Annotated in this window: 27 protein-coding genes; 14 read left to right on the forward strand and 13 right to left on the reverse strand. The window is 68.7% G+C overall.

The genetic code is table 11. The features are described from left to right. Positions 1-8 precede the first annotated feature (8 nt). From HUN07_RS19395 to HUN07_RS19405, 3 genes are all read right to left on the reverse strand, one after another. A complete protein-coding gene (locus tag HUN07_RS19395) occupies positions 9-1,193 on the reverse strand; it encodes a sensor histidine kinase (RefSeq protein WP_174912006.1) in 1,185 nt (394 codons plus the stop codon). A 30-nt stretch (positions 1,194-1,223) separates the two neighbouring features. Further along, positions 1,224-1,697, reverse strand: coding sequence for a 5-(carboxyamino)imidazole ribonucleotide mutase (purE, locus tag HUN07_RS19400; protein WP_114721892.1), 474 nt, complete (start codon positions 1,695-1,697; stop codon positions 1,224-1,226). Between the two features lie 69 nt (positions 1,698-1,766). Further along, on the reverse strand, positions 1,767-3,032 hold the full coding sequence (locus HUN07_RS19405) for a 5-(carboxyamino)imidazole ribonucleotide synthase (protein WP_174912009.1): 1,266 nt from the start codon (positions 3,030-3,032) through the stop codon (positions 1,767-1,769). A gap of 152 nt (positions 3,033-3,184) precedes the next feature. Between HUN07_RS19405 and HUN07_RS19410 the strand changes: the two genes are divergently transcribed. Beyond that, entirely contained in the window at positions 3,185-3,820 is a 636-nt protein-coding gene (locus HUN07_RS19410; RefSeq protein WP_441346830.1) for a GtrA family protein, read from the forward strand. Here the strand turns inward: HUN07_RS19410 and HUN07_RS19415 are convergent. The 5 genes from HUN07_RS19415 to HUN07_RS19435 are packed head-to-tail and all read right to left on the reverse strand — an operon-like array spanning position 3,817 to position 8,244. Beyond that, positions 3,817-5,142: a sensor histidine kinase gene (locus HUN07_RS19415; protein WP_174912015.1), complete on the reverse strand. Its 1,326-nt coding sequence runs from the start codon at positions 5,140-5,142 to the stop codon at positions 3,817-3,819. The two genes, HUN07_RS19410 and HUN07_RS19415, sit on opposite strands and share 4 nt — an antisense overlap. Before the next feature lie 12 nt (positions 5,143-5,154). Continuing rightward, complete coding sequence (locus HUN07_RS19420; RefSeq protein WP_114721888.1) at positions 5,155-5,835, reverse strand: response regulator transcription factor; 681 nt, start codon at positions 5,833-5,835, stop codon at positions 5,155-5,157. A gap of 38 nt (positions 5,836-5,873) precedes the next feature. Next, positions 5,874-6,467 carry a PH domain-containing protein gene (locus tag HUN07_RS19425; protein WP_114721887.1) on the reverse strand — a complete coding sequence of 198 codons (594 nt, stop codon included), beginning with the start codon at positions 6,465-6,467 and terminating at the stop codon, positions 5,874-5,876. Between the two features lie 46 nt (positions 6,468-6,513). Further along, positions 6,514-7,626 (reverse strand): AI-2E family transporter, encoded by a 1,113-nt coding sequence (locus HUN07_RS19430; RefSeq protein ID WP_174912018.1) that lies wholly within the window; start codon positions 7,624-7,626, stop codon positions 6,514-6,516. 42 nt (positions 7,627-7,668) lie between these two features. Continuing rightward, complete coding sequence (locus tag HUN07_RS19435) at positions 7,669-8,244, reverse strand: HdeD family acid-resistance protein (RefSeq protein WP_174914886.1); 576 nt, start codon at positions 8,242-8,244, stop codon at positions 7,669-7,671. Positions 8,245-8,477: 233 nt separating this feature from the next. Between HUN07_RS19435 and HUN07_RS19440 the strand changes: the two genes are divergently transcribed. Next, positions 8,478-8,897 (forward strand): DUF7144 family membrane protein, encoded by a 420-nt coding sequence (locus HUN07_RS19440; protein WP_114721884.1) that lies wholly within the window; start codon positions 8,478-8,480, stop codon positions 8,895-8,897. Between the two features lie 3 nt (positions 8,898-8,900). Here HUN07_RS19440 and HUN07_RS19445 read toward each other — a convergent pair whose 3' ends face one another. After that, on the reverse strand, positions 8,901-9,734 hold the full coding sequence (locus HUN07_RS19445; RefSeq protein WP_114721883.1) for a biotin--[acetyl-CoA-carboxylase] ligase: 834 nt from the start codon (positions 9,732-9,734) through the stop codon (positions 8,901-8,903). Between the two features lie 140 nt (positions 9,735-9,874). Between HUN07_RS19445 and HUN07_RS19450 the strand changes: the two genes are divergently transcribed. From HUN07_RS19450 to HUN07_RS19460, 3 genes are read left to right on the forward strand one after another with little or no spacing between them, the layout of a single operon-like run. Continuing rightward, on the forward strand, positions 9,875-11,515 hold the full coding sequence (locus HUN07_RS19450; protein WP_114721882.1) for an acyl-CoA carboxylase subunit beta: 1,641 nt from the start codon (positions 9,875-9,877) through the stop codon (positions 11,513-11,515). Beyond that, positions 11,512-11,850 carry an acyl-CoA carboxylase subunit epsilon gene (locus tag HUN07_RS19455; RefSeq protein ID WP_174912020.1) on the forward strand — a complete coding sequence of 113 codons (339 nt, stop codon included), beginning with the start codon at positions 11,512-11,514 and terminating at the stop codon, positions 11,848-11,850. The genes HUN07_RS19450 and HUN07_RS19455 overlap by 4 nt, the downstream gene beginning before the upstream one ends. Before the next feature lie 16 nt (positions 11,851-11,866). Next, positions 11,867-12,511, forward strand: coding sequence for a Maf family protein (locus HUN07_RS19460; protein WP_174912023.1), 645 nt, complete (start codon positions 11,867-11,869; stop codon positions 12,509-12,511). 7 nt (positions 12,512-12,518) lie between these two features. Here the strand turns inward: HUN07_RS19460 and HUN07_RS19465 are convergent, their stop codons facing one another. Beyond that, positions 12,519-12,905 (reverse strand): group III truncated hemoglobin, encoded by a 387-nt coding sequence (locus HUN07_RS19465; RefSeq protein WP_174912026.1) that lies wholly within the window; start codon positions 12,903-12,905, stop codon positions 12,519-12,521. Between the two features lie 128 nt (positions 12,906-13,033). Between HUN07_RS19465 and HUN07_RS19470 the strand changes: the two genes are divergently transcribed. The 7 genes from HUN07_RS19470 (at position 13,034) to HUN07_RS19500 (ending at position 19,046) form a co-directional block, all read left to right on the forward strand. Further along, positions 13,034-13,945 (forward strand): sulfurtransferase, encoded by a 912-nt coding sequence (locus HUN07_RS19470; protein ID WP_114721878.1) that lies wholly within the window; start codon positions 13,034-13,036, stop codon positions 13,943-13,945. Then, positions 13,942-14,355 (forward strand): SufE family protein, encoded by a 414-nt coding sequence (locus tag HUN07_RS19475; RefSeq protein WP_174912029.1) that lies wholly within the window; start codon positions 13,942-13,944, stop codon positions 14,353-14,355. The genes HUN07_RS19470 and HUN07_RS19475 overlap by 4 nt, the downstream gene beginning before the upstream one ends. An 82-nt stretch (positions 14,356-14,437) precedes the next feature. Further along, positions 14,438-15,919, forward strand: a complete 1,482-nt coding sequence (locus HUN07_RS19480) for a condensation domain-containing protein (RefSeq protein ID WP_254622605.1) — start codon at positions 14,438-14,440, stop codon at positions 15,917-15,919. A 158-nt stretch (positions 15,920-16,077) separates the two neighbouring features. Next, positions 16,078-17,868, forward strand: a complete 1,791-nt coding sequence (locus HUN07_RS19485) for an acetyl/propionyl/methylcrotonyl-CoA carboxylase subunit alpha (protein ID WP_114721876.1) — start codon at positions 16,078-16,080, stop codon at positions 17,866-17,868. 83 nt (positions 17,869-17,951) lie between these two features. Next, entirely contained in the window at positions 17,952-18,344 is a 393-nt protein-coding gene (locus tag HUN07_RS19490; RefSeq protein WP_174912032.1) for a DUF1707 SHOCT-like domain-containing protein, read from the forward strand. Continuing rightward, on the forward strand, positions 18,344-18,685 hold the full coding sequence (locus HUN07_RS19495) for a hypothetical protein (protein ID WP_174912034.1): 342 nt from the start codon (positions 18,344-18,346) through the stop codon (positions 18,683-18,685). Before HUN07_RS19490 ends, HUN07_RS19495 begins: the two co-directional genes overlap by 1 nt. A 7-nt stretch (positions 18,686-18,692) precedes the next feature. Further along, positions 18,693-19,046, forward strand: coding sequence for a VanZ family protein (locus HUN07_RS19500; RefSeq protein WP_397484705.1), 354 nt, complete (start codon positions 18,693-18,695; stop codon positions 19,044-19,046). 3 nt (positions 19,047-19,049) lie between these two features. Here the strand turns inward: HUN07_RS19500 and HUN07_RS19505 are convergent, their stop codons facing one another. From HUN07_RS19505 to lat, 3 genes are all read right to left on the reverse strand, one after another. After that, on the reverse strand, positions 19,050-19,865 hold the full coding sequence (locus tag HUN07_RS19505; RefSeq protein ID WP_114721873.1) for a tyrosine-protein phosphatase: 816 nt from the start codon (positions 19,863-19,865) through the stop codon (positions 19,050-19,052). A 79-nt stretch (positions 19,866-19,944) separates the two neighbouring features. Next, positions 19,945-21,528 carry an MBL fold metallo-hydrolase gene (locus tag HUN07_RS19510; protein ID WP_174912037.1) on the reverse strand — a complete coding sequence of 528 codons (1,584 nt, stop codon included), beginning with the start codon at positions 21,526-21,528 and terminating at the stop codon, positions 19,945-19,947. Between the two features lie 116 nt (positions 21,529-21,644). Next, positions 21,645-22,976, reverse strand: a complete 1,332-nt coding sequence (gene lat, locus HUN07_RS19515) for an L-lysine 6-transaminase (protein ID WP_174912040.1) — start codon at positions 22,974-22,976, stop codon at positions 21,645-21,647. 65 nt (positions 22,977-23,041) lie between these two features. Between lat and hglS the strand changes: the two genes are divergently transcribed. Next, the gene (gene hglS / locus HUN07_RS19520) at positions 23,042-24,295 is read left to right on the forward strand and encodes a 2-oxoadipate dioxygenase/decarboxylase (protein ID WP_174912043.1); all 1,254 of its coding nucleotides are present in this window, start codon (positions 23,042-23,044) and stop codon (positions 24,293-24,295) included. Further along, positions 24,292-25,833: an L-piperidine-6-carboxylate dehydrogenase gene (gene amaB, locus HUN07_RS19525; RefSeq protein WP_174912046.1), complete on the forward strand. Its 1,542-nt coding sequence runs from the start codon at positions 24,292-24,294 to the stop codon at positions 25,831-25,833. The genes hglS and amaB overlap by 4 nt, the downstream gene beginning before the upstream one ends. Positions 25,834-26,299: the final 466 nt, after the last annotated feature.

Raw genomic sequence — 26,299 nt, forward strand, 5'->3', positions numbered from 1 at the left:
CGACCAGCCTAGGGCGCGACGTACGGCAGACGGCCGCGCACCCGATAGCCGCCGCCCGGGACCGGGCCCGCGACGAGCTTGCCGCCGTGCAGCTTGGCGCGCTCGGTCATGCCGATGACACCCTGCCCGCCCGGGGACGCGTCGATCAGGGCCGCCGCGCCGCCACGGCCGTCGTCGTCGACGACGAGTTCGAGTTCGTCGCCACCCCAGTTCACCTCGACGCGCGCCACCGCCCCCGGCCCGGCGTGCTTGAGGACGTTGGTGAGGGACTCCTGGACGATGCGGTACGCCGTCAGACCCGTGCCGGTCGACAACTCGCGCGGCTCGCCCGTCACGTGCAGGTCGACGTCGAGTCCGCCACGCTGCAACTCGGCGACCAATCCCCCGATGTCACCGGCGCCGGGCATGGCCGCGAACTCGCGGGGCCGGTCCTCGCGCAGCACCGACAGCAGCGCCCGCATGTCGGTGAGCGCCTGCCGGCCCGTCGACGAGATGGTTTCGAGCGCATCGATCGCGGCCTGCGGATCCTGCGCAGCGCCGTAGCGGCCGCCGTCGGCCTGCGCGATGACGACGGTGAGCGAGTGCGCGACGATGTCGTGCATCTCGCGGGCGATGCGGGTGCGCTCGTTGACGGCCGCGAGTTCCGCCTCCTGGGCGCGTTCGAGTTCGAGCAGTCGCGCCCGCTCGGCGAGGCCCTCGAGTTCCTGGATGCGCACCCGCCGCAGGTCGCCGAACGCCCACACCGCGAGGACGAACACGATGAGGAACATCGCGGTGATCACGGCCTGTTCCCAGCCGCGTCCCTCGTACGCGAAGTACTCGGCCCCGGCCGCCGCGGCGCCCAGGATCGCGATCGCCAGCGCCGTGTAGCTGCTCCACCGCGGCGTGTACGCCGCGAACGCGTACAGCGCGACCGGCACCGCGAATGCGCTCGGCAGCAACGTGTCCGGGATCAGCACCAGGTGCGCGACCGCGAATGCCGCGACGACGAAGCCCGAGATCACGGTCCGCGACCGACGCCACGCCAGCGGCAGCGTCATCCCGAGGGTCACCGCGACGGTGACGGCGTTGCCGTCGATGAGCGCGTTCGGCAGGCACACCAACGTGAGGAGCACCGCCTCCACGCGGTCGATTCCGACCGCGTGGGCGGCGCTCCAGCGATACCAGCGCTCGCTCAGGGGGAACCGGGCCATGCCGTCAGCCTAGAACCCGGATCGAACCGGTCAGCCGAGCAGCTTGGCGCGCAGCGCCTCGTCCTTCTCCAGGACCATCTGCTCGAGACCGGCCTGGAAGGCGGCCATCCGCTGCTGCAGGGCCGGATCCGATGCACCGAGGATGCGTGCGGCCAGCAGGCCCGCGTTGCGCGCGCCGCCGATCGAGACGGTCGCGACCGGGACGCCCGCGGGCATCTGCACGATCGACAGCAGCGAATCCATGCCGTCGAGGTACTTCAGCGGGACGGGCACGCCGATCACCGGCAGCGGGGTGGCCGACGCGACCATGCCCGGCAGGTGCGCGGCACCGCCGGCGCCCGCGATGATGACTTTGAGTCCCCGAGCTGCGGCGTCGCGGGCGTAGTCGAGCATGCGCTGCGGCGTGCGGTGCGCGGACACGACACCCACCTCGAACCGGACACCGAACTCGGCGAGCGCCTCGGCGGCGGCCTCCATCGTCGGCCAGTCCGAGTCGCTGCCCATGATCAGCCCGACTGCGGGCCCGTTCGATTCAGTCACTTCGTGTCGCTCCCGTGCTCGTTCCGAACAGTGTCATTCCCGCCCATGTTCATCCCACCCGTCAGTCCATTCGGCGTGCGACAGCCAGTGCGCCGCCCGCTGCGCGCGCTCGCGCACGGCCGCCACGTACTGCGGGTCGTCCGGCGAACCGTCGGCCCCGCCGAGCACGTTGACGTGCCCGATCTTGCGGTCCTTGCGCTCACCCTTGCCGTACAGGTGCACCTTCGCGTCGGGCATCCGTGCGAACAGGTGGTGCAGACGCTCGTCCATGCTCATGACGGGCGCAGTCGGTGCCCCCAAGACGTTCGCCATCACGGTGACCGGGGCGAGGGGCGACGTGTCACCGAGCGGGTAGTCGAGGACCGCGCGCAGGTGCTGCTCGAACTGCGACGTCCGCGCACCGTCCTGGGTCCAGTGACCCGAGTTGTGGGGGCGCATCGCAAGCTCGTTCACGACGAGCCGGCCGTCGGTGGTCTCGAACAGCTCCACCGCCATCGATCCGACGACGCCCAGCTCGGCAGCGATCCGCAGCGCGAGCTGTTCGGCCTCGGCCGCTCGCTCGCCCGACAGCTGGGGCGCGGGCGCGAGGACGACAGCGCACTGCCCGTTCAACTGCACCGTCTCGACGACGGGCCACGACGCGCCCTGCCCGAACGGCGAACGCGCGACCATCGCGGACAGCTCACGGGTGAAGTCGACGGCCTGCTCGACCATGAGCTCGACGCCCTTGTCGAGCTGCTCGGTGACGATGGCCTCGGCCTCGTCGGAGTCGTCGGTGATCCACACGCCACGGCCGTCGTAGCCGCCGCGCACGGCCTTGAGGACGATGGGCCAGCCGTGCTCGGCACCGAAGCGGACCACGTCCTCGGCCCAGGTGACCGCGGCGAAGGCCGGGACCGGGGCGCCCATCTCGCTGAGCTTGCGACGCATCGCCAACTTGTCCTGCGCATACACGAGCGCCTGCGGCGGCGGCTGCACGTTGACGCCCTCGGCCACCAGCACGTCGAGGTGCTCGGTGGGGACGTGCTCGTGGTCGAACGTCAGCGCGTTCGAGCCGAGCGCCGCCTTACGCAGAGCCGCGAGGTCGGTGTGGCTGCCCAGGACGACGTCGGGGCTGACCTGAGCGGCGGGCTCGTCGATGCTGCCCGCGAGCACCCGCAGCGTCTGTCCCAGCTCGATCGCGGCCTGGTGGGTCATGCGCGCGAGCTGGCCACCACCGATCATCGTCACCACGGGCATACCGCTGGGGAGATCGCGAGGAGGCGCGGGGCGAGGTTCGGAATCAGATTTGCCGGTCACGACACACCATGGTGTCACGTTCACCTCGGACCGGTTCTTCCGAGGTCATCGACGGTGTCAACCTGTGAAGAACCTGATAATGGACGATCCGCTGCATCGATCGAGATCCCGGGTTCGTAGAATACGATGTTGTGTCTTTCGTCGACGCGGCGATGAGCCGAGTTCCACAGCCGTTCAGAGCCATCGTTCTTCGCCACCACGAATTGATCAAGTTCGCAATCGTCGGCGGCACGACCATGGTGGTCGACCTCGCCATCTTCTACTCCCTGAGCCTCACGATCCTCGAGCAGAAGCCCGTGGTCGCGAAGGTCCTCTCCGGCGTGGTGGCGACCATCCTGAGCTACGTCCTCAACCGCGAGTGGTCGTTCAAGCATCGCGGCGGGCGCGAGCGCCATCACGAGGCGCTGCTCTTCTTCACGATCAGTGGCATCGGTGTCCTCATCGCGGCGGCACCGCTGTGGATCGCGAACAACGTCTTCGACATCCGGACGTCCATGAGTTTCGGGGCGCTGGTGGTGGTCGACTTCGTGCTGAACTACATCATCGGCAACCTGCTCCAGATGGTGTTCCGGTTCTGGTCGTTCCGGCGGTGGGTGTTCCCCGAGGAGAACACAGTGAACACAGTGAACACAGTGAACACAGCGAACACAGCGAACACCGAGAACACCGAGAACACAGCGAACACCGAGAACACCGAGAACACAGCGATCGCGGCGACGACCGAGCACGAGGTGATCGCGCAGCCGGAGCCGATCGAACTCGCAGGCGAGGACCCCGCCCGCCCCTAGCGCGGTTCGTGGATCCCGACCACCCGGGTCGGCGCATCGTCCTTGACCGGGGCGAGGAACACCGCGAACAGGGCGGGCCGTCGGCGCTGCAGTTCCAGGCGGCCGCCGTCCGCCTCCACGAGGGCCCGCGCCAGCGCCAGTCCGACGCCGGTGGACCCGGCACCCGAGAAGCCCCGGTCGAAGATGTGCGGCGCCAGCTCGTCGCTCACGCCCTCCCCCTCGTCCGACACCTCGACGCACACCCGCGAGTCCTTGCCGGCTTCGCGGCCCACCGGGCCGGACACCAGACGCACCGACACCGTGCAGGTGCCTGCGCCGTGCTGGAGGGCGTTGTCGATCAGCACGGACACCGCCTCCCGGAGGCGCGATCCGGTCGCCGACGACGTCAACCGCGGCTCGCCGCGCAACCGCAGCACCCGGCCCGCGTCCTTGAACGGCCCCTGCCAGTCGGCGACGACGCTCGCGAGCTCCCCCACCACCGACACCGGCTCCCGGTCCGCGGCACCGCTGGCCCGCGAGGACCGCACGAGATCGTCCACCGCGACGGTGAGCCGGTCGACCTGCGCCATCGCTTCCTCGGCCTCGTGGACGACCGCCGGGTCGGGGTGCCCGGACAGCTCGTCGAGCCGCAGTCGCACGGCGGTGAGGCGGCTGCGCAACTGGTGGGAGACGTCGCCGACGAGCGCGTGCTCGCGCTGTAGGCGCCCGGCGATCTCGACCGTCGCCGAGTCGAGCACGTCGGACACGCGGTCCAGTTCGGGGATCCCGTGACGCCGGGAGTCGGGCCGGAAGTCGCCCTCCGCGAGCCGGGCGGCGCGGTCGGCGACGTCCTTGAGCGGATCGGCGAGACGTTTCGCGGTCACGACGGCCACGCCGGCTCCGGCGCCGATCGACGCGAGCACCAGCAGGGTCACCGCACCGACCGCCTGACGCTGCAGGGTCCGCATCCGATCCGACGGCATCTCGAGGCGCAGCGACCCGGACGTCCCCATCGACAGGGATTCGACGAGCGGTGACGGCACCGATTCCGCGCCGATGTCGAGTCGCGACGCCCCCTCCTCCGGTGTCGGGTAAACGACCACGAGTTTGCCGCCCTCCGGCACGACCAGCCGCAGCCCCGTCGTGTCGAGTCCGCCTTCGACGACGCCGGAGGCACCCTCCTGCACGATGATCTCGGCGGCCATTCGGTCGAGCCGACCCTGCAGGTCGCTGCGAGTGAAGTCCTCCACCCACAGCCACGCGGTATAGATCAGTGGAACACCGAGCAGCAGCCCCGTGAAGATGACGACGGCGAGGATCGATTGCAGGATTCTGCGGCGCACGGCGCGGGAAACCTAGTCGGTGTTGATGCGGAAGCCGACGCCACGCACGGTCGCGATCCGGCGATCGGCGCCCGCTCCCTCGTCACCGATCTTTCGGCGCAGCCAGGACATGTGCATGTCGAGCGTCTTCGATCCGCGCAGTTCGACGTCGCCCCACACCTCGCGCAGGATCGTGTCGCGCGAGACGACCTGACCGGCATGTTCGAGCAGCACACGGAGCAGCTCGTATTCCTTGTTGGCGAGCGCGACCTCGGACCCGTTGACGAGCACTCGCCGGGCCGCGGGCTCGAGGCGGATACCGGCCACCTCGACGGCCACGTCCTCCCCGCTGCCACTGCGGCGGAGCAGGGCCCGAACCCGTGCCATCAGCTCGGCGAGACGGAACGGTTTGCCGACGTAGTCGTCGGCGCCGGCGTCCAGACCGACCACGAAGTCCACCTCGTCGGTGCGCGCGGTCAGCATGAGCACGGCGAGATCGAGGCTGTGCGCACGCAGCTGGCGACACACCTCGAGTCCGTCCATTCCGGGTAGACCGAGGTCGAGGATGAGGAGCTCGAAGTCACCGGTGAGCGCACGATCGAGCGCGGACGGCCCGGTCTGTTCGATCGTGACGGTGTAGCCCTCACGTCCGAGTGCACGCGACAGCGGCGCAGCGATGGCCTCGTCATCTTCGGCAAGTAGTACAGCGGTCACGACGACAGCCTACGGTCGGTTTCGCCGGCGCGGTTCCATTACCAGCCTTTCCGGAAATTCCGGCCGTCGTCTCCGGAGTCGTCCGGCGCCCGTCCCGGCCCCGGGTGACGGTCGTCCCGGTACTCGTCCCGATGCATGGACGTCGAATCGAATACCTGGTGGTACAGCCGCGAATGCACCTTCTGCACCTCCGGAATGTCGTCGAATTCGAGCGGATCGTCGGACGACGAGACGATGACGAGGGTTCCGGTCCGCAGCATTCGGTCGACCAGGCCGTGACGGAACTGCACGTTGCTGATTCGGTTCATCGGGATGTCGATTCCGGTGTGGGTCATCACGCCGTGCCGAATCATCACCCGGCGGTCGGTGACGATGAAGTGCGTCGAGTTCCACCGCAGCACCGGGACGAGAACGCGCCATCCGACGACGGCGAGCCACACCGCGGCGATCACGAGGAGCACCACGGTCACCGCGCCGCCACTCAGCTGCGACTGTGCGATCCCCGCCGCGAAGCCCGCGATCGCGGTGACCAGGATGAAGATCAGTGCCGGGGCGACGAGCATCTTCCAGTGCGGATGCCGGTGCAGCACCAGCTCCTCGTCCGCCGCCAGCGCGTCCTGCGGATAACCCATGCGAAGAGTGTGCCAGGTCGGGCGGGCCGACAGGACGTCCGACGGTTCACGGACTCCGGGGTTCCTCCGGTGGCGGCCGCTCGACCTCCCGCGCGCCCTTGATGAACACATCGGCCCAGCGCGTCGACGGGTCGATGTCGATGAAGAACGCCTTCACCAGCAGCGACATCGGAATCGCCAGCAGCGCGCCGAGCGGGCCGAGCACCCACCCCCAGAACACGAGGGCGAGGAACGTGGTCGTCACCGACAGCCCGACGGCGTCGCCGACGAACTTGGGCTGGATCACCGATTGGATGACGACGTTGATGACGCTGTAGGCGATGATCACGATGATCGCGAGTTTCGGTCCGCCCTGGAGCAGACCGAGCAGTGCGGGCGGAATCAGTCCCAGCACGAACCCGATGTTCGGGATGTAGTTCGTGATGAACGACAGCAGCGCCCACAGGATGGGGAGCGGAATGCCGAGCCACCACAACGCGAGGCCGTCGATCACCGCGACGATCAACCCGAACACTGTCGACACGATGAGATAGCTGCGGGTTCCCGAAGCGAACGTTTCGATGGCATAAGCGATTTCGGGCCGGTACCGGGCGACGACGGCCAGCCGATCGTGCATCGACATACCGTCGAACGCCATGAACAGCAGCAGCGCGAGGATGAAGAACAGGTTCGAGAACACGCCCAGCAGGCCCGAGACGAGGGCCTCCGCGTAGCCGACCGCCTTACCGAAGTCGATGCCCGACAGCGCGTTCTGGATCTGGTCCGATCCGATGCCGTGCTGTTCCAACTGCTGCTCGACCTGGTCGAGCAGCTGCTGTGCGTCGTCGGAGTACTGCGGGAGGAGCGTCGCGAGCTGCGCGACCGAGATCGCGAGCGCTCCCACGAGACCGAGCAGGATCGCGTACACCGCGACCAGGGCGCCGAGCATCCCGATCCAGCGTGGCCAGCCCCGATGGCGCACCCACTCCTGAATGGGCTGGACGCCGACCGTCAGCATCAGTGCGAGGAACACCGGGCCCAGCACGCCGGAGAAGGCCTTCATCCCGGTCACGGCGACGACGCCGGCGGCGATGGCGAGGAGAACGATCAGGCCGCGTGGGATCGCCCAGTCCGAGCGGTTCGTCGGAGCGGGCGGTTGCCGATCGTTCCTGCGTGCCATCCGACCTCCGCTCGCGGCGAGGACCGGTTCGGTCCTGGCGGATCAGCTCGTACGTCGTGCGAGGAACGCCGCGGCGACCACGATGATGCCGTACAGGATCATCCAGACGCCGACGACGATCACGAAGACCCCGAGCGAGAGCTCGGGCTGGAGCAGCACGATTGCGCCGGCCACCACGCTGATGATGCCCAACACGATGCCCACCGCGCGGTTGCCTGGGACCTCCGACGCTCCGGCAACGATGTCGAGGACACCGCGGAACACCCACCATGCACCGATGACGAGCGCGATGATCACGAGCGTCTGCAGCGGACTGCGGAGAACGAGGAAGCCCAGCAGGACCGCGAGAGCACCCGACAGGCCGGTCAGGGTGCGCGCCGCGGTCGGGGCGCCGACCTCGGCGAAGGACCGCACGATCTGGATGATGCCGAACGCGAAGACCTGGATCGCGATGAGGACGGCCGCCACCACCAGGGTCGCGTCGGGCCAGACCAGCATCGCAATTCCGAGGCCGAGCGTGAGCAGACCGAATACGACGGTCAGTCCGGTGAGAAACCGCCGAGCAGTTTCAAATTGCCCGGAATCACCGACCCAGACTTCGTCCGATCCCGCCGACATGCCTTGTTGACCATTCATCGTTTTCCCTCCGCGTCACGCGAATCGTGGATGAGCGTCAAAGTAGCAGCAATTCACACGATTGCCAGCGATGAACGACTTTGTGGTTCCGACTGCGATTCTGCGCGGTTTCACCCGCAGCGGGTGAGGTTCCCCGCAGAATTCGGTACGACACTCCTGCTGATGGAGTGGCTTCTCCAGCGATGTCTTCTCGACCGATCGAAAGGGGAACTGCGATGACGGATCGCACACCGACGACCCACAGTTCGGGCGGCGCCAAACAGGGATTCGCTGCGGGAGCGTCGATCGCCGCCGCGATCATTCTCATGACAGTCGGAATCCTGCAGATCTTCCAGGGAATCTCTGCACTCGCGGACGACAACTTCTTCGTCGTCGGCCCCGAGTACGTCTATCAGTTCGACCTCACCACGTGGGGTTGGATCCACCTGATCCTCGGCATCGTCGTGGTCCTCGTCGGACTGGGACTGCTGACCGGTGCGACGTGGTCGAGGGTGACCGCCATCATCATCGCGGCACTGTCGATCATCGCGAATTTCCTGTGGATCCCGTGGTACCCGATGTGGTCGATCCTGATCATCGCGCTCGACATCGTGGTGATCTGGGCCGTGTCCACGTGGGACACCGAGCGCGCCTGACGCTCACACCGATCGCAGATGGGTGATGTCGCCGGCCGACACCGCGACCGGCGACTCACCGTCTGCCTCGATCACGATTCGTCCTTCGACGTCGACGTCGGTCGCGATCCCGACCAGTTCCCGATCGCCGGGAAGCTCGGCGCGCACCAGCCGTCCGAGCGTTCCGCACCGCTGCCGGTACGCCGCCGCGAGGTCCTCCACTCGCCACCCGACGGACTGCCACTCCCGCCAGCGTCGCGCCAACTCCCGGAGCACCGCCCGCACCAGGATGTCGCGGTCGGTGACGGCAGCCTCCTCCAGCAGCAGCGAGGTCGCGGTCGGCACCGGCAACTCGTCCTCGGTCAGACTCACGTTCAACCCGATCCCGATGACCACCGTCGGCACCGGTGCCGTGGCGGCAACTTCCGCGAGAATGCCGGCAACCTTCTTCCCGCCGATGAGAACGTCGTTGGGCCACTTGAGTTCCGCATCGACCTCCGCGATGGTGCGCAACGCGTCGACCACCGCGATCCCGGAGAGCAGCGGAAGCCATCCGATGTCGGAGAGGTCCATGCCCGGCATGTCGAGCACCGCCGACACGGTGATCAGCGCCCGGGGTGCGCTCACCCACGGTCGCGAGTGCCGGCCCCGGCCGCCCGACTGGTACTCCGCGACGAGAACGCTGCGTGCGTAGTGGGCGTCCCGCGGCCGGGCCAGCAGATCGGCGTTGGTGGAACCGGTCTCGGCCACCACGTCGACCCGCGCCCAGAACGCATCCGGGTCACCCCCGGCGTCACGAACGAGCGCGCGCCGAAGCGCGTCGGCGTTCAGCGGGGGTCGGGTGAGATCGGTCCACATGTCTCCAGCCATTCGACCAGCCTAGAATGCGCCCGGGGACACGGTTGGAATGTGACTCGTCAGTAGCTTAGGTTGAATAATTCAACGCAACCAGACCTCACTCGACGGAGGCCTCGGAGACCTGGTTAAGCTCACATCCCATGACCAGTGTGCAGGAGCCAGCCGCGGCGGAGGCGGCGAATACCCCGGATATTCACACGACGGCGGGAAAGCTCGCTGACCTGCGGAACCGCCAGGCGCAGGCAATGCAGCCGATGGGTGAGGCCGCAGTCGAGAAGGTCCATGCGAAGGGCAAGCTGACGGCGCGCGAGCGCATCACCGCGCTCCTGGACGAGGGCTCGTTCGTCGAGCTCGACGCCCTGGCCCGCCACCGCAGCACCAACTTCGGCCTCGCCGACAACCGCCCCGTCGGCGACGGCGTCGTCACGGGCTACGGCACCATCGACGGCCGCGACGTCTGCGTCTTCAGCCAGGACGCCACCGTGTTCGGCGGCAGCCTCGGCGAGATCTACGGTGAGAAGATCGTCAAGGTCATGGACCTCGCGATCAGGACCGGCCGCCCGTTGATCGGCATCAACGAGGGCGCCGGCGCGCGTATCCAGGAGGGCGTCGTCTCGCTCGGCCTGTACGGCGAGATCTTCCACCGCAATGTCCAGGCGTCCGGCGTCATCCCGCAGATCTCCCTGATCATGGGCCCGGCGGCCGGCGGCCACGTCTACTCCCCCGCGCTGACCGACTTCGTGGTGATGGTCGACGAGACCAGCCAGATGTTCGTCACCGGCCCCGACGTCATCAAGACCGTGACCGGTGAGGACGTCACCATGGAGGACCTGGGCGGCGCCCGGACCCACATGGTCAAGTCCGGTGTCGCGCACTACGTCGCCTCCGGCGAGCAGGACGCCCTCGACTACGTCAAGGACCTGCTGTCCTACCTGCCGAGCAACAATCAGGCCGCGACCCCGCGCCTGGCACCGTCCGACCCGATCGACGGCTCCATCGAGGACTCGCTCACCCCCGAGGACCTCGAGCTGGACACGATCATCCCGGACTCGGCGAACCAGCCGTACGACATGCACGAGGTCATCCGTCGCCTGCTCGACGACGACGAGTTCCTCGAGGTGCAGGCCGAGCGCGCCGCGAACGTCATCGTCGGCTTCGGTCGCGTCGACGGCCGCAGCGTCGGCATCGTCGCCAACCAGCCCATGCAGTTCGCGGGCTGCCTGGACATCGACGCATCCGAGAAGGCCGCGCGCTTCGTCCGTACCTGCGACGCGTTCAACGTCCCGATCATCACCCTGGTCGACGTCCCGGGCTTCCTGCCCGGCACCGAGCAGGAGTACAACGGCATCATCCGCCGCGGCGCGAAGCTGCTGTACGCGTACGGTGAGGCCACGGTCGGCAAGATCACCGTCATCACCCGCAAGGCGTACGGCGGCGCGTACGACGTCATGGGCTCCAAGCACATGGGCGCAGACGTCAACCTGGCGTGGCCGACCGCACAGATCGCGGTCATGGGCGCGTCCGGCGCCGTCGGCTTCGTCTACCGCAAGCAGCTGCTCGAGGCCGCCAAGAACGGTGAGGACGTCGACGCACTGCGCCTGAAGCTGCAGGCCGAGTACGAGGACACCCTGGTGAACCCGTACGTCGCGGCCGAGCGCGGCTACGTCGACGCGGTCATTCCTCCGTCGCACACCCGCGGACAGATCGTCTCCGCTCTGCGCCTGCTGGAGCGCAAGATGGTTTCACTTCCGCCCAAGAAGCATGGGAACATCCCCCTATGACAGCGACCACCCGGGAAGAAGTACTCGCCGACGCCGAGCTGCTGGACGCGTCCTCGCTCGAAGGAGCCGCGTTGGCTGAAGCTGTCGCAGGTCTGGAGCCCGACGTCGCAGCGGGGTCGCAGGGTCCCGTGATCACGATCGTCAAGGGCAACCCGACGGATCAGGACATCGCGGCACTCGTCGCGGTCCTGTCCGCGGCAGCTGCTTCGGCCGGCGACGCCGTGTCCGATCAGCGGCCGCCCGAGACGTGGGGTGCACCGACCCGCATGCACCGGGTTCGCGCGCCGTTCTCGCCGTACTCGTTCGGCAACCCGGTCGCGCCGCGTCCGTTCTGATCGAACGGCTCACGCAGTGACCCATCTGGTTCTCGCCTCGGCGTCCCCGGCACGGCTGTCCGTGCTGCGGGGCGCCGGGGTCGAGCCGACCGTCCGAGTGTCCGGTGTGGACGAGGACGCCATCATCGACCGTCTGGGCCCGTCCGCGGCTCCCGAACTGGTCGTCACCACGCTCGCCGAGGCCAAGGCCCGCGACGTGATTCCCGCCCTGGTCGCCGACGGCATCACCGATGCCGTCGTGATCGGGTGCGATTCCATGCTTCTCATCGACGGTGAACTGCAGGGCAAACCGCACACCGTCGACGTCGCGCGCCGACGCTGGCAGTCGATGGCGGGCCGCAGCGCAACCCTGTTGACCGGGCACAGCGTCCTGCGGATCGCCGACGGCGCGATCATCGCCGACGCGGCCGATCACAGTGGCACCGTCGTGCACTTCGCGAACCCGTCGGCCGAGGATCTCGAGGCGTATCTCGCGACCGGTGAACCTCTGACGGTGGCCGGCGCCTTCACCCTCGACAGTCTCGGCGGCTGGTTCGTCGAACGACTCGAGGGCGATCCGTCGAGCGTCATCGGGATCGGCCTGCCGCTGGTCCGGCGACTCCTGTCCGACGTCGGCGTCTCGATCGCCGAACTGTGGGCTGCGAACGCGCTGGTGCGCTAGCCCCAGCTCATTTCCACCCTCGCTGCAGGGACCCTGCCATCGCCCGCGCCTTCGCCTTGGCCCGCTCGGCGTCCGGCCCCGCGAACTGCTCGTCCACCGCTGCGCACCACAACTCCAGCCAGCGCTCCATCCGTTCGCCCGCGAGCCCGTGCTGACGGTTCAAAGCCTCGTGCACGGCAGTGAAGCTGCCCTGGTAGCGCGTGGTGCGGAACAGGATCTGTTCCCAGAAGTCGCCGACCACGGGTAGGTGTTCGTCGAGTCCGACAACTGCGAGCGTCTCGAACGCGGGAGCGAGCACGGGGTCCACGAGTGCGCGCTGGTAGAACGCGCGCAACAGGCGATCGACGTCGGCACGGGTGGCCAGATCGCCAGAGGGGTCGGCGGGACTCGTCACGGGGCCCGACGGTACCCGTCGGTAGCGCCGAACCGGCCGGGGCGATATCGCCCACCCTGTGAATCGGGCCACCACCTAGAATTGGTGACGGACAACCCTCCACCCTCGTCAGCCTCAGGAGCCCACCCGTGCCCGTCGCGCCCGACCCCAATCCCGCGTTCGCTGCGTATACCCATCCGGAGCGACTCGTCTCGACCGAGTGGCTGTCCGTCAACCTGGGCGCCCCCGGTGTGAAGGTGGTGGAGTCGGACGAGGACGTCCTGCTGTACGACATCGGCCACATCCCCGGCGCGGTCAAGATCGACTGGCACCTGGACCTCAACGATCCGGTCACCCGCGACTACATCGACGGTGAGGCGTTCGCCGACCTGATGAGCCGCAAGGGCATCGAACGCGACGACACCGTGATCATCTACGGCGACAAGAGCAACTGGTGGGCGGCGTACGCGCTGTGGGTGTTCACGCTGTTCGGCCACGAGGACGTCCGCCTGCTCGACGGCGGCCGTGGCGCGTGGCTGTCGGAGAACCGGGACACCACGCTCGACGTGCCGATGCCGGCGCCCACGCAGTACCCGGTGGTCGAGCGCGACGACTCCTCGATCCGGGCGTTCAAGGACGACGTGCTCGCGCACCTCGGGGCGGGCCCGCTGGTCGACGTGCGGTCCCCGCAGGAGTACACGGGCGAGCGCACCCACATGCCGGACTACCCGGAGGAGGGTGCGCTGCGCGGCGGTCACATCCCGACCGCGATCTCGATCCCGTGGGCGCGGGCCGCGGCGCCGGACGGGCGTTTCCGCAGCCGCCCGGAGCTCGAGGAGATCTACGCCGATTTCTCGCACGACGACGACGTCGTCGCGTACTGCCGCATCGGTGAGCGGTCGAGCCACACGTGGTTCGTCCTCACCCACCTGCTCGGGTTCCCGAGCGTCCGCAACTACGACGGCTCGTGGACCGAGTGGGGCAACGTCGTGCGCGTGCCGATCGTCAAGGGTGACGAGCCGGGTGTCGTGCCGGGTTCGCCCGCGGAAGTGGCGTCGTGAGCCTGCCCGAGAGCCTCACCGAGATCGTCGACGACTTCGCGGCGGTCGACGGGCAGGACAAGCTGCAGTTGCTGCTCGAGTTCAGTCGCGAGCTGGCACCGCTGCCCGCCGAGCTCGAACAGGGCGCGATGGAGCCGGTGCCGGAGTGCCAGTCGCCGCTGTTCCTGTTCGTCGACAGCGCGGACAGGGAGAAGGTGCGGCTGTACTTCAGCGCTCCCGCCGAGGCCCCGACGACGCGGGGCTTCGCGTCGATCCTGCACCAGGGGCTCGACGGGCACAGCGCCGCAACGATTCTCGCGGTTCCCGACGACTTCTACTCGGATCTCGGCCTGGCCGACGCTGTCAGCCCCCTGCGGCTGCGCGGCATGAGCGCGATGCTCGCACGGATCAAGCGGCACCTCCGCAACTGATCGCGTGCACTTCGCGTAACACCTGACACATCACCCGAAACAGCAATGCACCGGGGAGCGACCCTCCCCGACAACCTCGACTGTGACGATCTTCACCGCCGCCACCGCGGCGGAACAAGAGACTGGATTCTCCACGATGGAATTCACCGAGCTCGCGGACTACGCGATCTCCCCCGGCATGCTCACCGAGTGGTTACCCGAAGCGGGACCCGGGTGGGTGGAGGACGGCCGTCCCGCCTCCTACATCCACGAGGCGCACCTGCGCCGGACCGCGGACAGCACCCACGACGACGGCCGCGAGTCCTGGCTCGGCACCGCCTTCCGCCTGCCCGAGCCGCTCGATCACGACGCCTTTCGCACCGCGGTCCGCGCATGGATCGCGCGGCACGAGCCGCTGCGGAGCCACGCGGAGCTGCTGTCCGACGGCCGGATCCGCAGGTACACGATCGACGCGGACCAGATCGATCTCAACGAGGTCCGTCACGAGTACGAGTTCGACGCCGACACGGTCTTCGAGCGCGTGCACGACCTGTTCGACGAGCTCACCTCGCCGCACCGCTGGCCTGCCTACCTGTTCGTCACGCTCGAGCACTCCGACCCCGAGCCGGGGTGCACGGTGTTCTTCGCCGCGGACCACTCGCTGATCGACGGACTGTCGGTGGTGCTGGTCGCGCACGAGATCAGCCGCCTGTACACCGAGGCGCTGACGGGCAGCCCGTCCGATCTGGTTCCCGCCGGCAGCTACATCGATTTCGGCGCCGAGGAGCGTGCCTCCGCTGCAACGATCGATCACCGGCACCCCGCCGTCGAGTGCTGGCGGACGGCGTTCGTGCGCAGCAAGGGCCGGCTGTCGGATTTCCCACTCGACTTGGGTCCGCGGCCGGAGAATCGGGTCGCGCAGCGCGCGGTCTCGGAGTGGGTGCTCGATGCCCGTCAAGCCGCGGCGTTCAACACGGTGTGCCACCGCGCCGGTCAGAACTTCTTCGCCGGCGTCCTTGCGTGCCTGGCCCAGGCCAGTACCGAACTGACCGGCAACACGGTGTTCCGGACCGTAACCCCGGTGCACACACGCAATGATCCGCACTGGGCGACGTCGCTCGGCTGGTTCGTGGGCCTGTCCCCCATCGAGTTCGACATCGCCGGCGCCGAGGACTTCGCGGAGTCCGCCGCGCGTGCTGCTGCCGCGGTGTCGCTGACGAAGTCGGCGGCGAAGGTGCCCTTCGCCCGCGTGGAGGAGATCCTCGCGACGCCGATCCGGCCCCGATTCGTCGTGTCGTACATGGATGTCCGCTTCGTCCCGATGGCGCAGCAGTGGCCCGAGGTGCAGGCCCGGGCTCTGCGCAGCCGCCACTACACACACGACGTGTACGTCTGGGTGAATCGAACGCCGCACGGCGTCAACGTGTCCGCCCGGTTTCCGGGAACGCCGGCCGCCACGGAAGCGGTCATGCTCTTCCTGGCGCGGGCCCGGCGGGCCCTGCTGGAGGTGGTTCCGACCGAGGAACCGGCTCGCACCGTCGCACCGGCGGTCGCCGCGGGTATCCACACCACTACTGGTCAGTAGGGTTGCGGCGACGACCACAGCCCTTAATGTGTAAGCGCTATCCGGTTACATCGTCTATCGGATTGGTGCCTACACTCCGATGAGATGCCAACAGATACCTGCCGGTGATGCTCACGGGTGAACCGCGGGGACAGACCATGCGAAACACAGGAGGCTCAGTGCCCAGTCATGCCAGCGCGCACATCACGAAGGTGCTCGTCGCCAACCGCGGCGAGATCGCTGTGCGGGTCATCCGAGCCGCGAAGGACGCCGGATACGGCAGCGTCGCTGTCTACGCGGAGCCCGATGCGGATGCACAGTTCGTGAAGCTCGCCGACGAGGCGTTCGCCCTCGGTGGCCAGACCTCGGCCGAGTCCTACCTGGTGTTCGACAAGATCCTCGACGCGGCCAAGAAGTCCGGCGCCGACGCGATCCACCCCGGCTACGGCTTCCTGTCCGAGAACGCCGACTTCGCGCAGGCCGTCATCGACGCGGGCCTGATCTGGATCGGCCCCTCGCCGCAGTCCATCCGCGACCTCGGTGACAAGGTCACCGCCCGCCACATCGCCGAGCGCGCCAAGGCTCCGATGGCCGCCGGCACCAAGGACCCGGTCAAGAACGCCGACGAGGTCGTCGAGTTCGCCAAGCAGTACGGCGTCCCGGTCGCGATCAAGGCCGCCTTCGGTGGCGGTGGCCGCGGCATGAAGGTCGCCCAGACCATCGAAGAGATCCCGGAGCTGTTCGAGTCCGCTACCCGTGAGGCCATCGCCGCCTTCGGTCGCGGCGAGTGCTTCGTCGAGCAGTACCTGGACAAGGCCCGCCACGTCGAGGCCCAGGTCATCGCCGACCAGCACGGCAACGTCGTCGTCGCCGGCACCCGCGACTGCTCGCTGCAGCGCCGCTTCCAGAAGCTCGTCGAGGAGGCCCCCGCGCCGTTCCTGACGGACGACCAGCGCGCGCGCATCCACGCATCCGCGAAGGCCATCTGCAAGGAGGCCGGCTACTACGGCGCCGGCACGGTCGAGTACCTGGTGCAGGGCGACACCGTCTCCTTCCTCGAGGTCAACACCCGCCTGCAGGTGGAGCACCCCGTCACCGAGGAGACCGCGGGCATCGACCTGGTGCGTCAGCAGTTCCGCATCGCCAACGGTGAAGAGCTGGAGATCAAGGAGGATCCGACTCCGCGCGGCCACTCCTTCGAGTTCCGCATCAACGGCGAGGACGCCGGCCGCGGCTTCATGCCCGCTCCCGGCCCCATCTCGGTCTACAAGGAGCCGTCGGGCCCCGGCGTGCGCGTCGACTCGGGTGTCGTCCAGGGCGACGTCATCGGCGGCCAGTTCGACTCGATGCTCGCCAAGCTGATCGTCACCGGCGAGAACCGCGAGCAGGCACTGCAGCGCGCCGCTCGTGCGCTCGCCGAGTTCGAGGTCGACGGTCTCGCGACCGTCATCCCGTTCCACCGCCACATCGTCGAGAACCCGGCCTTCGTCGGTGACGGCGAGAGCTTCGAGGTCTACACCAAGTGGATCGAGACCGAGTGGGACAACACCATCGAGCCGTTCACCGGTTCCGGTGCTGCTGCCGACGAGGAGGAGAACCTCCCCCGTCAGTCGGTCGTCGTCGAGGTCGGCGGCCGCCGCGTCGAGGTCTCGCTGCCCGGTCAGTTCTCGATCGGCACCGGTGGCGCTCCCGCGGGTGCCATCCGCAAGAAGCCGAAGGCGCGCAAGCGTGGCGGTGCCGGCGCGGGTGCAGCGTCCGGTGACGCCGTGACCGCCCCGATGCAGGGCACCGTCGTCAAGGTCGCCGTCGAGGAGGGCCAGGAGGTCGCCGAGGGCGATCTGATCGTGGTGCTCGAGGCCATGAAGATGGAGAACCCGGTCACCGCCCACAAGGCCGGTGTCGTGACGGGTCTGTCGGTCGAGGCCGGCGCCGCCATCACCCAGGGAACGGTCCTCGCCGAGCTGAAGTGATGCTTCGGTAGGAACACACTGCTCCACCCTGTGCGCGCCTTGCGGATCTCGGATCCGCAAGGCGCGCACAGTAGTATCCAGGCATGGCCGACGTCCCCGATATCCGAATCGGCACCGCCGAACGCGAGCAGGCGCTCGACGCGCTCACCCGGCACTTCAGCGACGGGCGGCTCACGGTCACCGAGTTCGACGAGCGCAGCGGCCGGATCGCGGCTGCCACCACGCGCGGCCAGCTCGACACCGTGTTCTCGGACCTGCCTGCCCTCACGGCATCCGCGCCCGCGACCGCGCCCGAGCCGTCCGGCGACTCCGACGACACCCCGGGATGGCGCAACAGCGTCATGGCGGTGATCCCGTTCGTGGCCCTCGCGCTGTTCTTCCTCGTGCCGATGGACAACAGCTGGTTGTTCTTCCTGCTGATCCCCGCGACGGCCGCGATTCTGTTCGGCGGCAAGAAGGGACGCGGCGGCTGCTGATGGAACCGATCGAGATCAATGCCGGATCCTGGTACCTGCGCGCGCTGCGGGCCGACGAGCGGGTCGACGACCGTCCGGCGCTGCGCGACGGCGGCATCGCCGATCCCGGCTACGTCGCCGAGCGGTCCCGCCAGTGGGCCGCCGACGAGCACTATTCCTGGGCCGTGTGTGAACCGACGACGGGCGAACTGCTCGCCGAGGTGGGTGTGGCCCCCTCCGGGGACGCCGGCGTCCTGAGCGGCTGGGCACGGCCCGGCCACGACGACGTGCTCGCCACCGCGACCGACGCGGTCCGACGATTCGCCGAGGGCGCCCTCGGGCTGACCCTCACCGAGCGCTGAGGGCCCCGTGTTCGACAAGCTCGACCGGCGTCACGTGCCGCTCGCGATCGCGACGGTCGTGGTTCTCGTGATGCTGTTCTCCCCCGGCTCCACGGTTCCGAGCGGACCGGAGAACAGCGACAAGGTCACTCACGCCCTGATGTTCACGGCGCTGGCGCTCACATCGCGGTACGCCCGCATCGGCGTCGCGTGGACCGCGGCGTGGCTGCTGGCGTTCGCGGCCGTGTCGGAGGTGCTGCAGGGGCTGCTGCCGATCCAGCGCAGCGGATCGGTGTGGGACGCGGCCGCGGACGCCGTGGGCATCGCGCTCGGTCTGGTATTGGCCCGGGTGTTCGCCCGGCCGTTGCGGATACCCGTCTGACCGTCAGCCTTCGACGAGGTGCTTGCGGATGGTCTCCTGTCCGTCCTTGTCGATACCGAGACCGTCGGCGAAGTAGCCCTCGATCGTGCCGAAGGATTCCCGCATCTGCTTCAGCGCCGCGTCGAGGTACTCGGACCGCACGCCGAGCACCTGCTTCAGGAGTTCCGGATCCCCGCCCGCGACGGTGAACTTGTCGAACACCGACGCGAACGCGGGCAGCAGCTGCGTGTTGGTGAGCAGGTAGTCGTGGTAGACGTCGTCCTCGTCGACGCCCAGCAGAAGGAGCAGCGACGCGGTGGCCCAGCCGGTGCGGTCCTTGCCGGTCGTGCAGTGCACGAGGGCCGGGAGGGCGTCCGGGGCGGCGAGGTCGGTGAACATGCCCCGGTACGACGCGATCGCGCTCGGCAGCGTGACGAAGTCGCGGTAGCTCCCGAGGAAGTAGTCGACGGCCTTGTTCTCGCCGAGCATCGTCACCGCGATCGACGGATCGGCCAGCACGGCCTGCATCTGCGCGGGCACGGAGCGGTAGGCCTTGTCGGCCAGGACGTCGAGTGCCACCTCGCGCGCCGACGCGGGCAGTCGGTCTGGTGCGGCTTCACGCTCGGAGTGCGTGCGCAGGTCGAACACGGTGACCAGGCCCAGGTCCGCGAGACGCGGTGCGTCGTCAACGGTGATCTTGCTCAGGTCGGTCGACCGGTAGAAGCGCCCGAAGCGAACCGAGCCGCCGTCACTCGTCCGGTAGCCGCCGATGTCGCGCAGGTTCGGGACGGACAGGATGGGGATGCTCGCGCCGGGCTTCGCGCCGGGGATTGACGTCATACGCCCACGGTAAACGACACCGCCGGCCGGGGCTCTCTCGAGCCTCGGCCGGCGGATTCGTGTCGTGCGGGGCGGGCGGTCAGCCCAGCTTCGTCGACCGCAGCTCGTGCCCCTTCGAGGTCTTGCAGCGCCCGGTCTCGAGGTCCCACTGCCAGCCGTGCAGGTTGCACGTCAGGTTGGAGCCCTCGACGACGCCGAACTTGCTCAGGTCGGCCTTGAGGTGCGGGCAGCGGCGCTGGATCTCGTAGCCGCCCACCTCGATCGAGGCGGTGTCGTCGTGGGCCTCGGAGAACCAGCCGTCGGCGTACGCGATCCGCTCGTCGGTCAGGCACTTGAAGAACGTGTAGAGGAACTCGTTGTAGCCGCCGACGCGCCACGCCTCGAAGCGGGTGGACAGGAAGATCGTGTTGACCCAGTCGGGCTCGTCGTCGCGCAGCACCGTGCGCACCAACTCGGGCGCGATGCGGAAGCCGTAGCGGTACTTGCCGTCACCTGCCTGCGGCGCGCGGACCGTGCGGTTCGGGAAGTCGAGGACGACGGTCTCGTCCCCGATCTCGAGGCCGACGGGGTAGCCGATGCCGTCGCAGATCAGATCGGACTGCGCCATGATCGGCTCGAACTTGGCCTTGAGCGGACCCAGCAGCGGCTCACCCTCGGCGGGCGCCCACGCGGCCTTCTCCGCGGCGATGACCGGCGCCATGCGCTGGGCCATGTCCTCGATGTAGGCGGCCTTGTCGGTGAAGATCTTGTCGACGTCGGCGTCCGGGATCGGGTGCGCCAGCGTCGCCTTCTCGCCGTGGATGTCCACGGTGGATCCGGGGATCATCAGCAGGCCGCCGTCGTTGCCGTGGATGCGCATCTGTTCGAGGAACACGATCTGGTCGGGGAAGATGTTGCCCTCGTCGCCGTGGTCGTCATTGAGCGAACGCAGCGCGTCGTCCAGGAACACCGGCGGACCGGCGGACGGCACGACCCACGTGGCGCCGACCTGCTCGATGTAACTGCGGCAACGGTCCATGCCACGCTGACGCTTCTGCTTGCCGAAGTTGCGCTTGGTGCCGGCCGGGATGTCGTAGACCATCGGGTACCAGATGGCGCCCGAGTACTGCAGCAGGTGGATGTCGATCTTGCCGAATGCCTCGAGCATCGGATCCATGTCGACCGGGCGCGCGTCGTTCATGTTGAAGCACACGGTCTCGCCGTCGGAGACGACCAGGCCGGAGTCACCGATCGGGCCGTCGGCCGGGGCGCGCAGCGCGATGATCATGACGTCGAGTTCGCCCGCCTGGAGCGGAGCCTGCGGAGCGACCTTGATGCCGGCTGCGCTCACGCGGTGCTTGACGGAGTCCTGCGTCTCGAAGAACTTCGTGAACCCCAGCTTGCGGAGTTCACGCTCGAGATCCGGCACCGGGTAGTCCGGGAGCAGCACCGTCGCGTCCTTGTTGACGTGCTTGGTGAGCGTCTCCGGATCGAAGTGATCCTTGTGCAGGTGCGAGACGTACAGGTAGTCGACGTCGCCGAGGGCTTCCCAGTCCAGGCCGGTGTTGTCGGGGAACGGGAACCACGACGCGAAGTACGCGGGGTTCACCCACGGGTCGCAGAGAATCGACCCCGCTTCGGTCTGGATGTGGAATCCGGCGTGTCCGACGCTGGTGATCTGCACTCGTCTGCCTCCTCGATAGACCTCGACAATCGTAACGAGACCACGCACCGGACCCGCCCGGCGCACCGTCGATGTGGGACGAAACACCTGGATGGGGGTCTCAGGACCCTACGGAGTCAGCGGACGAGGACCCGGTCGAGCGCGTCGAGGGCGGCGTCGAGTTCGGCGATCGTCACGGTCAGCGGCGGCCGGAACCGGATGCCGCGCTCGCCGGTCGCGAGGAACAGCACGTGTTCGCGCTCGCGCAACTCGGTCACCACCCGATCCCGGTACTCGGGCGACGGCAGCGTGATCGCGCACATCAGGCCGCGCCCCCGCGGCTCGGTCACGGCGTCGTACCGGGCGGCCAGCACCTCGAGTCGCCGCAGCAGGTGCGCGCCGCACAGTCGGGCGCGGTCGATCAGCCGGTCCTCCTCGATCACCTCGAGGATGCGCCGGGCGCGGACCATGTCGGTGAGGTTGCCGCCCCACGTCGAGTTGATCCGCGAACTGACCTCGAAGACGTTGTCGTGGACCTCGTCGACGCGGCCGCCGGCCATGATCCCGCACACCTGGGTCTTCTTCCCGAACGCGACCACGTCCGGGGTGACACCCATCTGCTGGAACGCCCACGCGGTGCCGGTGAGCCCGCAGCCCGTCTGGACCTCGTCGAAGATCAGCAGCGCGTCGCGTTCGAGGCACAACTCGTGCATGCGGTGGAAGAATTCGGGCCGGAAGTGGTGGTCGCCGCCCTCCCCCTGGATCGGCTCGGCGATGAAGCACGCGATGTCGTGCGGGTGTTCGGCGAAGGCGCGACGCGCCTGCGCGAGCGAAACTTCCTCGGCCTGTTCCGGGTCTCGTCCGTCCGCGAGGTACGGCGCGTCGATGCGCGGCCATCCGAACTTGGGGAACCGCGCGATCTTGGTGGGGTCGGTGTTGGTGAGCGAGAGCGTGTAGCCGCTGCGGCCGTGGAACGCCTCCGTCAGATGCAGCACCTGTGTCCCGAGCGAGGGGTCGAGCCCGCGAGTCTCGTTGAGTCGGCTCTTCCAGTCGAACGCGACCTTGAGCGCGTTCTCGACGGCGAGGGTGCCGCCGTCGACGAAGAACAGGTGCGGCAGCGCCGGGTCGCCGAGCACGCGCGCGAACGTGTCGACGAACCGCGCCATCGGGACGGTGTAGACGTCGGAGTTGCTGGGCTTGTTGATCGCCGCCGTCACGAGTTCGTGGCGGAACTGTTCGTCGTCGGCGAGCGCGTGGTGGTTCATGCCGAGCGCCGACGACGCGAAGAACCCGAACATGTCCAGATACGTCGTGCCGTCGCGGAGGTCGACGACGTGCGCGCCGCGGGACGTCTCGAGATCCAGGACGAGGTCGAACCCGTCCGCGAGCATGTGCGCGCGCAGGACGTCGTGAACGCGCGCGGCCGGCAGGTCCGAGTCACCGGCCGCGGGGCGGACCGCGGTGCTCATACGGAAAGGCTACGTCAGCGTTCCGGGTCACGGAGGGCTGTCGGGACTCGTACGATCGAGGTGCGATGGCCGAAATCCACGAACTACGGTCGAGATTCGCTGCGGCGCTGTCTCGCACGTACGGCCGCGAGGTGCCGGCCTACACGACCCTGGTGGAGGTCACCGGACAGGTCAATGCGGACTTCCTGGCCGCTCATCCGGATTCGGCCGAGCGCCTCGGCAGCATCGCGCGGGTGACGGCGGAGCGCCACGGCGCGATCCGGGTCGGCACCGCGGCCGAGATGCACGACGTCGCAGTCCTGTTCGCCGGATTCGGCATGTATCCGGTGGGGTTCTACGACCTGAGGGAGGCCACTCCCCCGGTTCCGGTGGTGTCGACCGCGTTCCGCCCGATCGACCCCGAGGAACTGGCCCGGAACCCGTTCCGGGTGTTCACGTCGATGCTCACCACCGCGGACCGACGGTTCTTCGACGCCGATCTGCAGCGGCGGCTCGACGGCTTCCTGGACAGGCGGCGACTGTTCCCGGACGTGCTGCTCTCGCTCGCCCGCCGCGCGGCCGACGACGGCGGACTGGACGAGTCGCAGGCGCAGCGGTTCGTCAAGCTGGCCACCGGGGTGTTCGAGTTGTCGGGCGAGCCGGTCGACCGCGGCTGGTACCGGGAACTCGAGCAGGTCTCCGCGGTGGCCGCCGACATCGGGGGCGTGACCAGTACCCACATCAACCACCTCACGCCGCGGGTCCTCGACATCGACGACCTCTATGCGCGGATGTCGGCGCGCGGCATCGCGATGATCGACCGGATCCAGGGCCCGCCGCGGTGGGACGGACCGGCGGTGCTGCTCCGGCAGACGTCGTTCCGCGCGCTGGCCGAGCCGCGCCGCTTCCTCGACTCCGACGGCTCGATCACCGACGGCGAGCTGCGGGTGCGGTTCGGCGAGGTCGAGGCGCGCGGGATCGCGCTCACCCCGGCGGGACGGACGCTGTACGACGAACTGCTGGGTGCGGATCCGTTCAACGAGAACCGTTTGTGGGACAAGCGGTTCCCACGGTCCGAGGACGACCTCGAGCAGCGCGGCATGGCCTACTTCACCTACCACGACGGGGTTCGCGCACCGATCGTCTACGAGGACTTCCTGCCGAAGTCCGCGGCGGGGATCTTCCGATCCAACCTCGACACGGACACCCGCGCGACGGCCGGGGAGTCCGGCGTCGGCTACGACCGCGATGTGCTGGCGGCGGCGATCGACCGCGAGGTGCACGACCCGTACGAGCTGTATCGGCGACAACAGCAACGCTCAGGAGGGACCGGATCATGACGCTTCCCGGCACCGGCACGTTGGCGGACCGCGCGATCGTCGCGCTCGGGCGTTGCGGCGCCACACTTCCCGAGATCGCCGGCGATGCCGGTCCCGCGCCGCTCACGGCACACACCCCGATCGACGGCTCGGTGCTCGCGTTCGTGCATCCCAGCACCTCCGCCGTCGTCGACGCGGCGGTCGGTCGCGCCCACGACGCGTTCGCGACGTGGCGGACGGTGCCCGCACCCCGGCGCGGCGCCGTGGTCCGCCGGCTCGGGGAGCTGCTCACCGAGCACAAGAGCGATCTGGCCGAGCTGGTGACGCTCGAGGCGGGCAAGATCCGCTCGGAGGCGCTCGGCGAGGTGCAGGAGATGATCGACGTCTGCGAGTTCGCGGTCGGCCTGTCGCGGCAGCTGTACGGCCGCACGATGGCGTCGGAGCGCCCCGGACATCGGCTGTCGGAATCGTGGCACCCGCTCGGTGTGGTGGCGGTGATCTCGGCGTTCAACTTCCCGGTCGCGGTGTGGTCGTGGAACACCGCGCTCGCGCTGGTGTGCGGCGATCCGGTCGTCTGGAAACCGTCGGAGCGCACACCGCTCACCGCGATGGCGTGCGATGCGCTGCTGCGCCGGGCCGCGTCCGAGACCGGCGCCCCCGACGGCCTGCACCATGTGGTGCTCGGGACGGCGGTGGTCGGCGAGCAACTCGTCGACGACCCGCGCGTGGCACTTGTCAGCGCCACCGGATCGGTGCGGATGGGACGGGCCGTGGCGCCGCGGGTGGCGGCCCGCTTCGGACGGTGCCTCCTCGAACTCGGCGGCAACAACGCGGCGGTGGTGACGCCGTCCGCCGACCTGGATCTGACGGTGCGCGCCGTCGTGTTCGCGGCCGCCGGTACCGCCGGCCAGCGGTGCACGACGCTGCGCCGGTTGATCGTGCACCGGTCGATCGTGAACGAGGTGACGAACCGGATCGCCGACGCGTACCGGCAGTTGACGGTGGGTAATCCGTTCGACGACGGGGTGCTGGTGGGGCCGCTGATCTCCGGTGCCGCGTTCCACTCGATGCACGCGGCACTGGACACCGCGCGTGCCGACGGCGGTGTCGTGGTGACCGGTGGCGAGCGAGTCGGCGGCGGTGGCTCGTTCTACGTCACGCCCGCGTTGGTCCGCATGCCGTCGCAGACCGCGATCGTGCGCGCCGAGACGTTCGCCCCGATCCTGTACGTCCTGCCCTACGACACGTTCGACGAGGCGATCGAGCTGCACAACGGTGTCCCGCAGGGGTTGTCGTCCGCCGTCTTCACCACCGACCAGCGTGAGGCCGAACGATTCCTGGCCGCGGACGGCTCCGACTGCGGCATCGCGAACGTCAACATCGGCACCTCGGGCGCCGAGATCGGCGGCGCGTTCGGCGGCGAGAAGGAGACCGGCGGCGGACGCGAGTCCGGTTCGGACGCCTGGAAGTCGTATATGCGCCGCGTCACCAACACCGTCAACTACTCCGATGAACTCCCCCTCGCCCAGGGGGTGAAATTCGGGCCGGATCCCTCCTGAACTACGCCCGCACCCTGTTGGCTGTATGAGGTGTGTCACACACACTACGGTGACGATCGGACAGGTGTCCGGTCGGGCGAATTCCGCAGAGGGGCCGACGGGGTCGTGGCGGTCGGCTTCCGGGACGACTGACGCAGGGGGACGCTGTGACCACCAGCAGGCTCGCATCGCGGCCGAGATTCTTCGTACGCGCGCGTTCCCGCCGAGCGCTCGCGGTCGCCGCTGCCGCCGCCATCAGGCGGCGAGCCGGGGCCCGGACGCCGAGATCCCTGTTCCTGCAACTGATGGAGCGTCACCACCGGGGCGGGATCGCGATGGCGCAGGCCGCGGACCGAAACTCGCCGACGGACCGGTGAAACAGGCGGCCCGCGAGATGCTCCATTCCCAGACCCAGGAGTCCGGTCTGATGACGGTCATGCTCGCGCAGCGCAACGCGGCGCCACTCCCCTAGTGCCGTCGAAACCTC

Source organism: Rhodococcus sp. W8901 (assembly GCF_013348805.1).
Classification (GTDB): domain Bacteria; phylum Actinomycetota; class Actinomycetes; order Mycobacteriales; family Mycobacteriaceae; genus Prescottella.

What these genes read in the sequence shown, in the direction of transcription:
- HUN07_RS19425 (WP_114721887.1), bottom strand. Translation starts at nt 6,467, where the DNA reads ATGGGTTATCCGCAGGACGCGCTGGCGGCGGACGAGGAGCTGGTGCTG.
- amaB (WP_174912046.1), top strand. Translation starts at nt 24,292, where the DNA reads ATGACGCTTCCCGGCACCGGCACGTTGGCGGACCGCGCGATCGTCGCG.
- HUN07_RS19490 (WP_174912032.1), top strand. Translation starts at nt 17,952, where the DNA reads ATGGCCGACGTCCCCGATATCCGAATCGGCACCGCCGAACGCGAGCAG.
- HUN07_RS19430 (WP_174912018.1), bottom strand. Translation starts at nt 7,626, where the DNA reads ATGGCACGCAGGAACGATCGGCAACCGCCCGCTCCGACGAACCGCTCG.
- HUN07_RS19395 (WP_174912006.1), bottom strand. Translation starts at nt 1,193, where the DNA reads ATGGCCCGGTTCCCCCTGAGCGAGCGCTGGTATCGCTGGAGCGCCGCC.
- HUN07_RS19495 (WP_174912034.1), top strand. Translation starts at nt 18,344, where the DNA reads ATGGAACCGATCGAGATCAATGCCGGATCCTGGTACCTGCGCGCGCTG.
- HUN07_RS19440 (WP_114721884.1), top strand. Translation starts at nt 8,478, where the DNA reads ATGACGGATCGCACACCGACGACCCACAGTTCGGGCGGCGCCAAACAG.
- HUN07_RS19450 (WP_114721882.1), top strand. Translation starts at nt 9,875, where the DNA reads ATGACCAGTGTGCAGGAGCCAGCCGCGGCGGAGGCGGCGAATACCCCG.
- purE (WP_114721892.1), bottom strand. Translation starts at nt 1,697, where the DNA reads ATGGGCAGCGACTCGGACTGGCCGACGATGGAGGCCGCCGCCGAGGCG.
- HUN07_RS19435 (WP_174914886.1), bottom strand. Translation starts at nt 8,244, where the DNA reads ATGTCGGCGGGATCGGACGAAGTCTGGGTCGGTGATTCCGGGCAATTT.
- HUN07_RS19505 (WP_114721873.1), bottom strand. Translation starts at nt 19,865, where the DNA reads ATGACGTCAATCCCCGGCGCGAAGCCCGGCGCGAGCATCCCCATCCTG.
- HUN07_RS19455 (WP_174912020.1), top strand. Translation starts at nt 11,512, where the DNA reads ATGACAGCGACCACCCGGGAAGAAGTACTCGCCGACGCCGAGCTGCTG.
- lat (WP_174912040.1), bottom strand. Translation starts at nt 22,976, where the DNA reads ATGAGCACCGCGGTCCGCCCCGCGGCCGGTGACTCGGACCTGCCGGCC.
- hglS (WP_174912043.1), top strand. Translation starts at nt 23,042, where the DNA reads ATGGCCGAAATCCACGAACTACGGTCGAGATTCGCTGCGGCGCTGTCT.
- HUN07_RS19445 (WP_114721883.1), bottom strand. Translation starts at nt 9,734, where the DNA reads ATGTGGACCGATCTCACCCGACCCCCGCTGAACGCCGACGCGCTTCGG.
- HUN07_RS19410 (WP_441346830.1), top strand. Translation starts at nt 3,185, where the DNA reads ATGAGCCGAGTTCCACAGCCGTTCAGAGCCATCGTTCTTCGCCACCAC.